Raw genomic sequence first — 14,084 nt, forward strand, 5'->3', positions numbered from 1 at the left:
CCATGCTAACAATCTGACTACTTGCTAGCTAACTACCCGCCGCCCTGGCACCGGCCAGTAGCAAAACGCACCGGGGCCTAGCAAAACGCTAGCGGCCGGTGCGTTTTGCCAGGCCGCGCTAGAGGCCGTACTCCTCAATTTTGCGGTACAGCGTGGTGTGGGCAATGCCCAGCACGCGGGCCGTGGCCGCCTTGTTGCCGCCGCACTCCTGCAACATGCGCTGGATGTGCAGCTTCTCGGCATTGCGCAGCAGGCGCGGGTCGGTGGCGGCGGGGTCGGGAGCCGGCCCGGCGGCGGGCGGCGGGCCTGGCTGGGCTTCGAAGGCGGCCAGCTGCACTTCGGGCGGCAGGTCGGCCAGCGCCAGCGCCCTGGTGGGGGGCGTGAGGATGGAGGCCCGCTCCAGCACGTTGCGCAGCTCGCGCACGTTGCCGGGCCAGGCGTAGGCTTCGAGGGCGTGCAGGGCCTCGGGGCCAATGCGCAGCGGCGGCTGGCGCAGCTGCCGGCCAAAGTACTGGGCGAAGTACTGCGCCAGCACGGGCACATCGCCCGGCCGCGCCCGCAGGGGCGGAATGGCCAGCACTACCACCGAGAGCCGGTAGTACAAATCGAGCCGGAAGTGGCCCGCGTCGGCTTCCTGCTTGAGGTTGCGGTTGGTGGCTGCCACCACGCGCACGTTTACCCGGGTGGGGCGGCTGTCGCCGAGCTTGGTAAACTCGCGGCTTTCGAGGGCCCGCAGCAGCTTGGCCTGCGCCTCGGGGGCCAGCTCCCCTATCTCATCCAGAAATAAAGTGCCGCCGTGGGCTTCTTCAAACAGGCCTTTCTTGTCGCCGTTGGCCCCCGTAAACGCCCCTTTGCGGTAGCCAAACAGCTCCGACTCTAGCAGGTCTTTTGGAAACGCGCTGCAGTTGACGGCCACAAACGGCCTGGCCTGGCGCGGGCTGGCGTAGTGAATGGCCTGGGCAAACAGCTCTTTGCCCACCCCGGTGGGGCCTTCGAGCAGCACCGTGGCCTCGGTAAGGGCCACTTGCCGGGCCGTGTGCTTGGCCTGCTCCAGGGCCGGCGAGTGGCCCACCATTTCGGCAAAGCTGTACCGCCGGCCCACTTGCTTTTCGAGGTCGGCCACGCGGCGGCGCAGGCTGGCTTTTTCGGCGGCGCGGTCTACCACCACCACCAAGCGCTCGTCGGCATCGCCCTTGGCCAGGTAGTCGAAGGCGCCCTCCTTCATGGCCCGCACGCCGTCGGCAATGGTGCCGTAGGCCGTCATCAGCACCACTTCGGCCAGGGGGGCCAGGGCGCGGTAGCGCGGCAGCAGGTCGAGGCCCCGCCCATCGGGCAGCTTCACATCGGAGAGCACCACGCTGATGTCGGCGGCGTGCTCGGCCAGCAGGGCTAGCCCCGCGTAGGCGGTGGGGGCCTGCAGCACGCGGTAGCCCTCCAGCTCCAGGGTGCGGGCCACGGCCAGGCGCAGCGGCGCCTCATCGTCAATCAGCAAAACGGTACGCTCGGGCATCGGCATGGCTTGTAGGAGCCGCGTAAAAAGCGAAAGCTAGCCCCCGGCGGCGGCTTTTGGGGCCGGGCGGCGGGCCGGCCACCCCGCCCGGCGAGGGTAAACGCCCGTAAGGCGCTGCCCTATACGCCCCTTGGCTACCCAGGCAGGGCGCGCAGGCAACGGCGGCTACCTGCCGGGCCACTTCGCATTACCGCACACGGCGTAGGCGGGCGCGGGAGGGCGAAGCCTCGCCCCGCAGGGCCTGAAGCAGTGCGGGCGGCACTGGCTTTGGCGGGCAGCCCGGCTGAAGGAAGCCGGGCGCCCCTTACCGGGTAATAGCTTGATTTTATAGTAGCTACGCACGCAATTCGGTCGAATTTAGTAGCTTTCGCCCATGCACGCCGTATTCGCTAAACGTCTGCTTTGCGCCGCCCTACTGTTGGGGTTATTACCGCTGCGCGGCACGGCCCAGCTGCCGGCTACCGACCAGCGCGCCAGCCTGCGCGCCCGGCTGCGCACCCAGCCCGCCGACACCAACCGCGTGCTGCTGCTCATCGAGCTAGGGCAGCAGTACGAGGCCAGCCAGCCCGATTCGGCCAAGGCGCTCTACCAGCGGGCGGGTCGCCTCAGCGAGCAGCTGCACTACCCGCGGGGCGTGGTAAAATACATTGCCAACTACACCGGCATTCTGAATACGGAGGGCCGGTTTGCCGAGTCGGAGCGCCTTAACCAGCAAGGCATTGCGCTGAGCGTGCGGCACCATTTTCGGCGCTACCGGGCCGTGTCGTACGGCAACCTGGCCAACGTGTACCTGCGGCAAGAGAAGTACCCGCTGGCCATCGCGACTCAGCTTAAAGCCCTACCGGCTTTCGAGGCCATTCACGACACCGCCTCGCTGGCCCTGCTCACCAACAGCCTGAGTGTGTGCTACCAGTACCTGCACCAGGATGCCGATGCCCTGCGCTACGGCCAGCAGGCGCTGGCCCTGGCCCGGCCCCTGCACAACGACATGCTAGTGGCCATGATTAGCAACAGCATCGGCAACGCTTACAAAGGCCTGGGCCGGCTCCCCGAAGCCACCCAAGCCCTGCGGCGCAGCTACGCACTGGGCCGGCGCCTGCACTACGTGGAGGCGCAGAAAAGCGCCGCCATCAACCTGGCCGATATCGACGTGCAACGGGGCCAGCCGGCGCTAGCCCTACCCCTCTACCAAACGGCCGTGCAGCTCGCCGATTCGCTCCACGACGTGGAAGGGCTAGCCGATGCCTGGAAGGGCCTGGGCCGGGCCTACTTCGAACTGCGGCAATTGGGGCCAGCCCAGCAGTACGGGCGCCAAGCCTTGGCTTCGGCGCAGCAGCACGGGGCCAACAAGGTGGTGCTCGACTGCTACGACCTGCTGGCCGATATTGCCGTGGCGCAAGGCCAGCTGGCCGCCAGCCGCCAGCTGCGCTACCGGGCCGATGCGTTGGGCGACAGCCTGTTGAACACCGCCGTGGTGCGCAGCGCCCAGGAGGTAGAAGCCCGCTACCGCGTGCAGCAGCAGCGCGCCGTGGTGGCCCAGCAGCAGCGCGCCCTGGCCCAGCAGCGCCACTGGCTATTGGCGGCCGGGGTGGGGGTAGGGCTGCTCGGGCTGCTGCTTTTCACTACCTACCGCTACTTCCGGCAGCGCCAAAAGCTTGATGCCCAGCGCCTGCAAACCCTGCACGCCGAGGCCGAAACCCAGCGCCTGCAAGCCCTGCTCGACGGTCAGGCCCAGGAGCGGCAGCGCATCAGCCAGGAGATGCACGACGACCTCGGCGCGGGCCTCACCGGCATCCTGTACCTGAGCCATGCCTTGCAGGGGCCGCCCGCCCAGGCCGGTCCGGCGGCGGCGCGCATCGGGGAGGCGGCTAGCCAGCTGTCGGCCAAAATGAACGAGGTTATCTGGACCCTGAACGACGCGCACGATACCCTGGAATCATTGGTGCAGTACCTGCGCCTGCAAATGGCCGAGCTGCTCGACAATGCTGGCCTCGACTATGCGTTTGAAATCGACGACGACCTGCCTGCCGCGCGCGTGCCCAAAGAGCTGCGCCGCAACGTGTACCTGGTAGTGCGCGAGGCCGTGCACAACGCCATCAAGCACGCGGACTGCCAATGCGTAACCATCAGCATGCACGTGCGCGACGGGGCTTTGCAAGTGTGCGTGCGCGACGATGGCCGGGGCCTGCCCGTGGGCGAGGCGGGTCCGGCAGCTAGGCCCTTCGGCAATGGCCTGGCCAATATGCGCCAGCGCATAGCCCAGCTTAGTGGCCAGCTGCGCTTCGAAACGGCCGGGGAGGGCACCTGCGTGTGCCTCTCGGTGCCGCTGGCGGTATAACGTTTGTGCTATTGCCGCGCTCACCTAAACCCCTCAACTTCACGGCATGGAAAAAACCCGCATCAGTGTGGTGGAGGACTTGCCCGAAGTCCGGGAGGGCCTGCGGTTCTTGCTCAATCAAACCACCGAGTTCACTTGCCTGGCTGCCTACGCTTCGGCCGAGGAGGCGCTGGCCAACCTGCGCCCCGACCGCCTACCCGAGCTGGTTATCATGGACATCAGCCTGCCCGGCTTGAGCGGTATTGAGTGCATTCGGCAGGCCAAGCGGCGCTTTCCGGCACTCGAATTCGTGGTTTTTACCGTGTTTGAGGACAGTGACCAGGTGTTTGCGGCCCTGGCGGCGGGGGCCAGCGGCTACCTGCTCAAGCGCACGCCGCCCCACAAGCTGGTCGATGCCCTGGTGGAGCTGCGCGACGGCGGCTCGCCCATGAGCGCTAGCATTGCCCGCAAGCTAGTGGCCACTTTCCAGCCCGCGCCTGTGCCGGCCGAAATGCCCGGCGAGCTTTCGCCCCGCGAGCACGACGTGCTGGCCGCCCTCGCCAAAGGCTTGCTGTACAAGGAGATTGCTGGTAAGCTGGGCATTAGCGTGCACACCGTGCGCCAGCACATTCACCGCATCTACCAGAAGCTGCACGTGCAAAATCGTACCGAAGCCCTCAACAAATTCTTCGACCGCTAGGCCCTACCCCCCACGTTTGTTCTATTGACAGCCCCAGGGGCAAAAGGCTAGGTTTGCAGCGTACTCAACTCGTTCGCTATGAAGCTGCTGCCTACCTCCGTTGGCTCTCTTTATTCGCTGCTGCGGCCAGTGGCCCACGCCGGGCTACTGCTAACCGCGCTGCTGGGGCTAGCGGCCAGCCGGCCAGTGCCTGTTTACAAAGGCGACCCGGCCACCAAGGTGGATTTTACCTTTTCAGGGGCCGGGCACCAGAACGAGCAAGTGCACCTGCGCGACACGTATGCTGACGTGCCCGCGCCCCACGCCCGCTTCTACCGCAGCGGGGCGGTGCTGGGCCTGCCGGGGCCAGTGGTGGAGCTGCGTACCGAGAAACAAGGACCGAAGCTCTGGAACATGAAGCTGTTGCTGGATGGCACCCCGGAGTCGGCCAGCCTGCGCATCACTAGCCCCGAGCCGGCCTTGGTGTACAATGGCGGCGAGCCGGGGCAGCAGTCGTTTTTTGGGCAATTAATGCTGCCGCCGCTCAAGCGAGGCACGCTCAGCGCGCACTTTTTACCCGCGACCAAGGGCCGCCTGCGCGGCACGTTTGCCGGCACCCTGCTAACTGATAAGGGCGAAGAAGTGACCGTGCGCAACGGCAGCTTCGACCTGCCGCGCCTGCCCGACCTCAACTAGGGCCGCTGTTGCTCCTGGCTTTTGCTGTCTCTTTCCAATTGACCGTCTGGCGCGGTCCTCACCCTTTATTGCCTTTTATCAGATGAAAAACCAGTATGCTTTGCTGCTGGCGCTGCTGCTCGGCGCCACTACTGCCCACGCCCAGTTCAACTTGTCGGGCCTCGGCGAACGGGCTAAGAATGCGGTGAACAACCGCCTGAACCAGCGCACCGACCAGGCCATCAACAAGGCCCTAGATAAGACTGAAAACACCGCTACCTCGGCCGCTAAGGGTGCCACCGGCGCTGCTACACCCACCGCCGACAACAACGCTAGCCCCGGCGCCGACCCGGCGGGCGGCGAGCGCACCGGCACGCGCTACGACTTCGTGCCCGGTACCAAAGTGCTGTTTGAGGACCGGCTGGCGGGGGAGCCAGTGGGCGAGTTTCCGGCGCACTGGCAGTTGCAGCAGGGCAGCGCCGAGCTGGTGAGTACCTCCGGGCAGCTCGCCATTGCACTTCAGAAGGATACCCGCATCAGTCCGCTCATCAAGCAGGCCGATTACTTGCCGGCCGTGTTCACGCTGGAGATGGATGTATTCTTAGTGCCCCACCAGCACCTCGACGTGTATTTTTGGGATGAGCGCCGGCACCATCAGCCCGTGAACGGCGACCTGGCCGCGCTGGAGATAACCGAGCGCGGCATCACGATGCCCGAGCGCCAGCTAGGGCAGGAACTACCCGAGCCCACCAGCCCCGATGGCCACTGGCACCACGTGGCGCTGGCCTTCAACCAGCGCAGCCTCAAGGGCTACCTCGACCAGAACCGCACTCTGAACGTGCCCGATGTGAACGGCCACCCCACCTCCCTCACGCTGGGTGCCCGCCCCACCTACGCCGAAACCCGGCCGCTGCTCATCCGCAACGTGCGGCTGGCCGAGGGGGGTAAGGACCTCTACGCCCGCCTGATGACGGACGGCCGCATCGTGAGCCACGACATCTTGTTTGACCCTGGCCAAGCCGTTATCAAGTCCGCCTCGCAGCCCGCTATCGACCAGTTGGCTAGCCTCATGCAAAGCCAGCCGACCCTCCGCTTTAGCGTGGAAGGCCACACCGATAGCGACGGCGATGCCGCCGCCAACCTCCGGCTGTCGCAGGCGCGGGCCGAGGCCGTGCGCGCCGCTCTCGTCAAAAGCGGCATCGCCGCCGACCGCCTCACGGCTAAAGGCCTGGGCGAAACCCAACCGCTCGACCCCAGCAACACGCCCGCCGCCAAAGCCCAAAACCGCCGCGTCGAGTTCGTGAAGCAGTAGGGCACCCGGCCCGGCAATACTCGCTGGCTCTCACGCCCGGCCCTCCCCGGCCGCCGCCGGGTGTTAGGACTGGCTGCGCGCCCACGGCCAGCGGATTTACTTGTTTGCCCCACCATTTAAACCAAAAAATCAGCCACTTAGACTCTCATCTAAGTGGCTGATTATAAGTGAGCGAGAAACGAGGTTCGAACTCGCGACCCTCAGCTTGGGAAGCTGATGCTCTACCAACTGAGCTACTCTCGCGGGGTAGTGTGGTAGGGCAAAGGTAAGGGGAGCCTGCCAAATAACAAGCTGCGGAACATGCGCGCGCCGCCAGGGGTTTAGAAGGTGCTTATGGCTCGCCGACCTTCTTCCCGCACGTTTCTTTCGCCTTCGTCGCGCCGCCTGGTGGCGGGCCTGCTGATTGCTACCGGTATTTTATTGGTAATCGGGGAGTTGCTGCGCGTGTATGTGCTGTATGAGTACTGGCGGCAAGCGGGGGTAGTAGGCGCGGGCCCGGCGGCGGGTGTGCTGCTGGGCCTGGCGGCGGGCGCGGGCACCAGCTACGTGGGCTGGCGCGTGGGGCTGGGCGGCTAGTGGCCCCGGGCCGCGCAACTCGCCGGGCGGCTGCACCTTTGCAGGCAGTATGTCTTCTCCGCTCCGCATCTCCATTGCCAAGGCCAACCTGGCCACCGCCACCCGCCTGGCCGCGCTAGGGCGCCAAACCTTCAGCGAAACCTTCGCCGCCAGCAATACTCCCGAGGATATGGCCGCCTACCTGGCCGAAGCCTACGGGCCCGACATTCAGCTGGCGCAATTGCAGGACCCGCGCTGCACCTGCCTGCTGGCCGATATGCAGGGCCAAACCGTGGGCTACGCCCTGCTACAGGAAGGCTCGGCGCTGGGCCTGGCCACCGGGGCCACCGCCCGGCAGCTCGAAATCAAGCAGCTTTACGTGCTGGAAGACTGGACCGGCACGGGCCTGGGCGGGGCCCTTATGCGGCGGGCGCTCGATATTGCCCAGGCTGCCCAGGCCACGGCCGTGGTGCTGGGCGTGTGGGAGCACAACGAGCGCGCCAAGGCTTTCTACCAGCGCTTTGGCTTTCGGGAGGTAGGTGAGGTGGCCTTTAAGCTGGGCGAAGACGTGCAGCGCGACCTCATCTACCGCAAGGGCCTGGCGGGGCGGGCCAGCTAGTACTTTTGGGCCATGCCCGTTCGCCCCTTGCTTCATTGGACTTCTGCCCTGGCCTGCCTGGGGCTGTTGGCGGGCCTGGCTGGCTGCCAGGGCCGGCCCGAGGCCGCAGGCCAGGCCAGCCCCGCCGGGCCGCCCACGGGCCACTACGCCGGCGCGCTGCAAGTGCCCGGCCGGCCCGAGCTACGCGCCCTGCTGGAGGTGCGCCACCCGCGCCCCGGCCACTACGACGCCGAGTTGGTGCTGCCCCAGCAGCCCGCGCTCAGCTTTGTGGGCGACTCGCTCACGTTTGGGCAGGACACGTTGCGCTTAGCGCGGCCCGGCCGGCCCGGCGAAGCCCTAACCTTAGGCCAGCAGGGAAATTTTTGGCGCGGCACGCTGCTGCTCGACTCGGTGCGCTACCCGCTGCTGCTGGTGCGGCGCGGCGAGCCCGAGCCGGCCGTGTACCGCGTGCGGCGCGATGAGGTGGCAGGCACCGCCGGCCCGGCGCTGCTCTTCAGCCCCGCCGATGAGAGCCTGCCCGGCCTGGCGCTGGCGCTTTTCTCCACGCCCGGTACGGCGCTGGCCGCTTCTACCTGGGCCGATGCCCTGGCCCGCCAGGGCCACACCGTGCTGCTCTTACCCGCTGCCGACACCCTGGCCGCCCCTACCATAGCCAATGCCCTGGCCCTGCTGCGCCGCACGCCGGGCGTAGACACCGCCCGCGTGGGTGCCTGGGTGAGCGAGCGGCCCGCCGGCCTACTGCCGCTGCTGCTGGCCGAAAACACGGCCTCACGCCCGGCCTTCGTAGTAGTGCAGAACATGCCGGCCCCGCCCCTGGCCACCCGGCGCGACTGGCACACCCTAGCCCAGCGCGGCCGCTTACTCGCGGTGTACGAGCCCAATCAGCCCAAAGCCGAGGTGGCGCAGGCCCGCACGCTGCTAGGCCGGCCGCACGTGCGCCAAGCAGCGGCAGCCCCCCTGCAGAGCCAGGTGCTCGACTGGCTGCGCGCCCGCGAGTAGCGCGCAGCTCCGGTTTCGCTCGCGAATGTGGCGCGTAGCCCGCGCTAGGGCCGGCAGGCTGCACCTGCCCGCGGTGCGCCCGCGCCCGAAGCCAGCGCTTCGCCTGCCAGCAATGGCAGCGCCGGGCTAGCGGGGGGGCTACACCAGCAGCAGGCCTTTTTCGCGCAGCAGCTGCCAGGCGGGGCTAGCCAGAAAATTATCCCACGAGCCGGCGGCGGGCGGGAAGGTGGCGGCGGCTTCTTTTAGCAGCACTTTGGTGTCGTAGTCGGTGCTGAGGCGGGCTAGCAGGGCATGCAGCCAGGGGCCGATAAGCTCGGTGGTTTTCACCTCGAAGTCCTCGGCCTGCTCGTAGCAGGTGAGGATGGCGCGGGTTGTTTTTTTGTCTTTCGGGCCGGTGCCGCCGGTGGTTTTGAAGCTCAGTTCGGGCACGTTGCCGAGCCAGAACAGGCGGCGGTTGGGCTGCGCGGCGTCGGGCTTGGCGGGCTCTTGCAAGGCTTGCTGAATGAGCTGGCGCGGCACCGTGGGGCGCGGCGTTTTAAAATCAAACCAGAAGCTGAGCGGCTCGCGCAGGGCCACGCCGTGCATGAAATTATAGAGGCTTTTGGCCAAGCCGGGGCCGAAAAGCTCGTGGTCGGCCCCCAGCGGGTCATCGTGCCAAAGGTCGTTCCAGGCAAAGGGGCCAGGCTCGGGGCCGATGGCCGCCACCTGGTATTTGGCGGGGTTTTTCCCCACCGGCGAGTGGGCCGTCATCGAGAAGCGGTGCCAGTAGCCGCTTTGCACAATGCCGGCTTCGAAGAGCTGGCGCACAACCTCCAGCGAATCAACGGTTTCCTGGACAGTTTGAGTCGGGAAGCCGTACATGAGGTAGGCGTGCACCAGAATGCCGGCCTCGGTGAAGCCCTGGGTCACGCGCGCCACCTGGGCCAGGGTCACCCCCTTCTCCATAAGGGCTAGCAGGCGGTCGGAAGCCACTTCGAGGCCGCCCGAAATGGCGATGCACCCGCTGGCGGCCAGCAGCCGGCAGAGGTCGGGCGTGAAGGTTTTCTCGAACCGGATATTGCCCCACCAGCTGATGCTGACGCGGCGCTTGAGCAGCTCCACGGCCAGGTCGCGCAGGGCCAGCGGGGGCGCGGCCTCGTCCACGAAGTGGAAGCCGGTCTGGCCGGTCTGGGCCACTATCTGCTCTATTCTATCGACCAGCAGCGTGGCGGGCGCGGTTTCGTAGCGGCCGATGTAGTCGAGCGTGACGTCGCAGAATGAGCAGCGCTTCCAGTAGCAGCCGTGGGCCACGGTGAGCTTGTTCCAGCGGCCATCGCTCCAGAGGCGGTGCATGGGGTTCAGCACCTCAATCACTGACAGATAATCAGTTAAAGGCAGGTCAGAATAGTCGGGCGTGCCTACCTCGGGGTGCGGCACATCGGGGTGCGGGTGGTTGATATATTCGACCTCGCCGGCCTCGTTGCGCAGGAAGGTGCGCTGCAGCAGATGACGGCCATCGGTGCTGTTTTCGCTAGGGGCCTTATCAACACATTCGTCATGCTGAGCCTGCCGAAGCATCTCTACCGCACTGTTAGGGCTACTACCCTGACGAAGCGACCAAGATGCTTCACTGCGTTCAGCATGACGAACGTGTTGCTTAACATCGCCATTTAGCTGCTGCTTATCCTGCAAATACGCAAACAGCCGCAGCCAGGGCCCCTCGCCGTCATCCAGCGTGAGGTAATCGATGTAGTCGAAAAAGCGGGGCTCCCTGAGGCCGCGCAGCTCGGTGTTGGGGTAGCCGCCGCCCATCACCGTCACGGCCTGGGGGCGCACCTGCTTGAGGCGCTGGGCTAGCCGCAGGGCGGCGTAGAGGTTGCCGGGGAAGGGCACCGTGAAGCCCACGATATCAGGCTGCACCTCGGCCAGCAGCTCATCCAGCAGCTCCAGCAGCATGGTGTCTACGAGGTTGGGCGGGGCTAGCAGGGCGGCGTGCAGCGGGTCGAAGTGGGTGGCCGACATGGCCAGGCTTTCGGCGTAGCGCGAGAGGCCAAACTGCGGGCCCACGGTTTCCTTCACCAGGTCGGCCAGGTCTTCGAGGTAGAGCGTGGCCAGGTGGCGAGCCTGGTCGGTGAGGCCCATGGTGCCAAAGGCTGTGTCGAGGTCGGCCACGTTGTCGAAGCGGCTGGCCTCGGGCAAAAACCGCCCGTGGCAGATGCGGGGGGCTAGCGTGAGGTCTTTGTTTTGCAAAAACCGAATGGCCGGCCCGATGGTAGCCTCGTAGCGGCGGCGCAGGCGCAGCATCCGCTGGGCATTATCGCTCAGCTCAAAGCCGCTACGCTCAATTTCATCGAATACCCGCGTTAGGCCTGCCTTCGAAAACAGCCTGAGCACCAACTCAATACTAAGGTCGGCCTGGCGCACCTCGTAGCCGCGCCCCCCCAGAAAGCCCTTGATGTAGGCCGTGGCCGGGTAGGGCGTGTTGAGCTGCGTGAGCGGCGGGGTAATGAGCAGGAGGCGAGGCGAGGTAGGCACGGGGGTACAAACCTACGGCGCGGCCCAGAGGTTCGGGCGCCGGGCCAATAGCCAGCGCATAAGCACTGCCAGGAGGGCTAGCAAGGGCGTGGCGGTGGCCGCCAGCACCAGCCCGCCACTAAAAAAAACCACCGCACCCGTGGCACACTGCATGCCTTTTTGGGCAAAGCCTTGCCCTGAAACCAGCGTAGCGAGCAGACCGGCCACTAGCTGTGCCAAAAGTGCCCAAGAAAATACCGCCCACAAGTAGTCGCTCTCATGCGAGCGCAAGCGCCAAAAGGTAGCCCCCGCCTGCACCAGCGTAGGCAGGCTCAGGAGCAACGCAGGAACGGTAAAAATCAGCATGGTACGGGCCTCGTTAGCGCTAGTAATTACACCTCAAATACCCTGGCAATTATACAGCTTATTCGCTCACCTAAAACGGCACCACCACCTTCACGCCCACGTTGCGGCCGGGGCTGAAAATACCCGTGCGCCCGCTGGGCGAGGCCGCGTAATACTCGAAATACTTGAGGCGGCTGAGGTGGCTCTGGTAGGCGGTGTTCAGCAAATTATCGGCTTGCACGATGAGCTGCACGGCCTCGCGGCCGGCCTTGGTGCGCAGGGTGGTGCCCACGCCGGCCCCTAGCAGCAGGTAGCCGGCGGTGGTGGTTTCGGCGCCATCTACGGCGTAGTAGCGGGTTTGGCGGGCGGTGCCATCCAGGGTCAGGCGCAGGTAGCTGGCAGTGAGGCGGCCGGGCCTAGCGGGGGCCGTGAGGCGCAGCTCGGTGCGGGCCTGGGGCGCCGGCATGAGGGGCAGGTAGCGGCCGGCCACGCCCACCCTGGCCAGCAGGCCGGGGTGGGCGTTGAGGCCAATAACGAGAGCGGCGGCGCTGCGCCAGCTCAGCCAGGGCAGGGCGCCGGGGTGCAGGTTGAAGCTGACTTCGCCGCCGTAGAGGCGGGCGGCGGCCTGCTGGTACTGGTAAGTGGCGTTGCCGGGCACAAGCTCCACAGGCTGGCCCTGGCCGTCGAAGAGGCGGGCCTGGTAGATGAAGTTTTCCACGTAGTTGTGGAAAACTTCGACGCTCGCCTCGGCCTCCTTGCCTTGCCAAAGCACCCCCAGGTCTTCCTGCACCGAAAACTCGGGCTGAAAATCGCGGTTGCCCAGGTACACGATGTGCGCGCCGGGGTCGAGGCCGTTGGCGCCGATTTCGGTGATATTGGGGGCGCGGTAGCCGCGCGCTACGTTGACCCGCAGCACCCAGTGCGGCCCTAGGGCCAGGCTGCCGCCCAGGCTCGCCGACAAGCCCTGGTACACGTGCCCGAACGCCACAAACGGCCGCACCGCGCCCGGCGTGCTCGCCTCGGCCGCGCCCTCGAAGCCGGTGGCGGGGTCGGGGGCCAGGTAAAAATCGTCCCAGCGCAGGCGGCGCACGTCGTAGCGCAGGCCGCCGGTCAGCTCCAGCGGTCCAAAAGTCTTTTTGGCCACGCCAAAGCCGCCAATATCAAAGAGCTGGTAGGCCGGAATGGGAAAATCGGTGGCCTGCAAGTGGCTGTTGGTCTGGCTCATGCCATTGGCGCCGGCCGTAAGCTCGATGCCGTGCCAGGTGGGCAGCAGGTAGCGCACCTCGTAGCTGGCGGTGGTCAGGCGCAGGTCGAGGCCCGGCTGGCCGGGCGCGGTGGGGTGGTTGAACTCCTGCCGGTGGTTTTGCTGCACGCCCCCTAGCAGGCGCAGCTCGCCCGCGCCCAGCTTGATTTCGCCGCTGGCGAAGGCCCGGTAGTGCCGGATGTGCTGGCGCAGCGCGCCGGTGGCGTAGCTGCGCAAGTCGCTCTCGCTCACCACGGGGCGGTTTTTGAGGTCGTCGTTATCACTCTCGAATACCTGGCGGGTAAAGGCCCGGCTAAGCGAGTCGCGGCTGCCGTCGGGAATTTCCTGGTAGTTGTCGTAGCTCGTCAGCCAGAGGTGGGCGCCACCCCAGCTTTTTTGCACGCCCACCATGCCGGTCAGCGTCAGCTCGCGAAAGCCGGTGTTGTACACGAGGCCATCCACGGCATTGCGGTAGTCATGGGCCAGGCGGTGGCTGGCCCGGAAGCTGGTTTGCAGGCCAGCCTTCTGGTAGTTGAGGGCTAGCGACTGGCCCAGCAGGCCGTTTACCGACTGGTACTCGGCCAGGGCCTCGCCGTGCAGCTCGCCGCTGGGGCCGGTAGGCAGGGCGGGCAGTAGGTTCACCACGCCGGCCACCGCATCGGAGCCGTAGAGCAGGCTGGCGGGGCCCTTCACCACCTCCACCCGGTCTACGCCATAAGCATCAACCTCGATGCCGTGCTCGTCGCCCCATTGCTGGCCCTCCTGCCGCAGCCCGTTGAAGAGCGTGAGCACCCGGTTGTAGCCGAGCCCCCGAATGAAGGGCTTGCTGATATTGGGGCCGGTGGTCACGGCCGTGAGGCCCGGCACGCCGCGCACCGCCGCATCAATGGCATTGGTGCTGGCATTGATACGCAGCTCGCGCTGGCTCAGGGCCGCGATGGGCACCGGCGAGCGGCGCAGCTCGGTGGCGCGGCCCACGCCCGTTACGACTACTTCACCCAGCTTTTGCTCATCGGCTTGTAGCCGGATAATGAGCGGCGCGGCCCGCGGCAGCGTCACGGTGGGGCTAGCCGGGGCGTAGCCCACGGCGCTCACGGCCAGGCGGTGCGGGCCCGCCGGCAGCCCGGCCAGGGCAAAGGTGCCCGCCTCATCGGCGGTGGTGCCCTGCTGCAAGGCGGGCACGGCCACGCTGGCGAAGGGCACCGGGTGGCCGGTGGCATCCTGCACGGTGCCGCGCAGGGCCTGGGCGCTAGCCAGGGTGGGCATGAGCAGGAGGATGAGGAGCAGTTTTTTCATATTCAAAAGGCAAAGGCGCGGCCAGGAGCCAGCTGGCGGGC

General features: G+C 66.6%; 11 protein-coding genes and 1 tRNA gene. 7 read left to right on the top strand and 5 right to left on the bottom strand.

Annotation, left to right across the window (positions count from 1 at the left end):
- Positions 1–118: 118 nt before the first annotated feature.
- Entirely contained in the window at positions 119–1,510 is a 1,392-nt protein-coding gene (locus Q5H89_RS03750; protein ID WP_305017962.1) for a sigma-54-dependent transcriptional regulator, read from the bottom strand.
- A 373-nt stretch (positions 1,511–1,883) separates the two neighbouring features.
- On the opposite strand from Q5H89_RS03750, the gene Q5H89_RS03755 reads away from it, so the two are divergent.
- From Q5H89_RS03755 to Q5H89_RS03770, 4 genes are all read left to right on the top strand, one after another.
- Positions 1,884–3,848, top strand: a complete 1,965-nt coding sequence (locus Q5H89_RS03755) for a tetratricopeptide repeat protein (protein WP_305017963.1) — start codon at positions 1,884–1,886, stop codon at positions 3,846–3,848.
- Positions 3,849–3,894: 46 nt separating this feature from the next.
- Positions 3,895–4,527, top strand: coding sequence for a response regulator transcription factor (locus Q5H89_RS03760; RefSeq protein ID WP_305017964.1), 633 nt, complete (start codon positions 3,895–3,897; stop codon positions 4,525–4,527).
- 78 nt (positions 4,528–4,605) lie between these two features.
- Positions 4,606–5,202 carry a hypothetical protein gene (locus Q5H89_RS03765; RefSeq protein ID WP_305017965.1) on the top strand — a complete coding sequence of 199 codons (597 nt, stop codon included), beginning with the start codon at positions 4,606–4,608 and terminating at the stop codon, positions 5,200–5,202.
- An 82-nt stretch (positions 5,203–5,284) separates the two neighbouring features.
- On the top strand, positions 5,285–6,493 hold the full coding sequence (locus tag Q5H89_RS03770; RefSeq protein WP_305017966.1) for an OmpA family protein: 1,209 nt from the start codon (positions 5,285–5,287) through the stop codon (positions 6,491–6,493).
- 170 nt (positions 6,494–6,663) lie between these two features.
- Here the strand turns inward: Q5H89_RS03770 and Q5H89_RS03775 are convergent.
- A tRNA-Gly gene (locus Q5H89_RS03775) sits at positions 6,664–6,736 on the bottom strand.
- Positions 6,737–6,826: 90 nt separating this feature from the next.
- Here Q5H89_RS03775 and Q5H89_RS03780 point away from each other — a divergent pair.
- Genes Q5H89_RS03780 through Q5H89_RS03790 form a run of 3 tightly spaced genes read left to right on the top strand, consistent with a single transcriptional unit; the run spans position 6,827 to position 8,666 of the window.
- Positions 6,827–7,069 (top strand): hypothetical protein, encoded by a 243-nt coding sequence (locus tag Q5H89_RS03780; RefSeq protein ID WP_305017967.1) that lies wholly within the window; start codon positions 6,827–6,829, stop codon positions 7,067–7,069.
- 49 nt (positions 7,070–7,118) lie between these two features.
- Positions 7,119–7,667, top strand: a complete 549-nt coding sequence (locus tag Q5H89_RS03785) for a GNAT family N-acetyltransferase (RefSeq protein ID WP_305017968.1) — start codon at positions 7,119–7,121, stop codon at positions 7,665–7,667.
- Between the two features lie 12 nt (positions 7,668–7,679).
- Complete coding sequence (locus Q5H89_RS03790; protein ID WP_305017969.1) at positions 7,680–8,666, top strand: hypothetical protein; 987 nt, start codon at positions 7,680–7,682, stop codon at positions 8,664–8,666.
- A 138-nt stretch (positions 8,667–8,804) separates the two neighbouring features.
- Here the strand turns inward: Q5H89_RS03790 and Q5H89_RS03795 are convergent, their stop codons facing one another.
- The 3 genes from Q5H89_RS03795 to Q5H89_RS03805 form a co-directional block, all read right to left on the bottom strand.
- Positions 8,805–11,180, bottom strand: coding sequence for a B12-binding domain-containing radical SAM protein (locus Q5H89_RS03795; RefSeq protein WP_305017970.1), 2,376 nt, complete (start codon positions 11,178–11,180; stop codon positions 8,805–8,807).
- A 12-nt stretch (positions 11,181–11,192) separates the two neighbouring features.
- Entirely contained in the window at positions 11,193–11,399 is a 207-nt protein-coding gene (locus Q5H89_RS03800; RefSeq protein WP_305017971.1) for a hypothetical protein, read from the bottom strand.
- Positions 11,400–11,595: 196 nt separating this feature from the next.
- Positions 11,596–14,043 (bottom strand): TonB-dependent receptor, encoded by a 2,448-nt coding sequence (locus Q5H89_RS03805; protein ID WP_305017972.1) that lies wholly within the window; start codon positions 14,041–14,043, stop codon positions 11,596–11,598.
- Between the last annotated feature and the right edge of the window lie 41 nt (positions 14,044–14,084).

The sequence above is a fragment of the Hymenobacter cheonanensis genome, assembly GCF_030581075.1.
Classification (GTDB): domain Bacteria; phylum Bacteroidota; class Bacteroidia; order Cytophagales; family Hymenobacteraceae; genus Hymenobacter.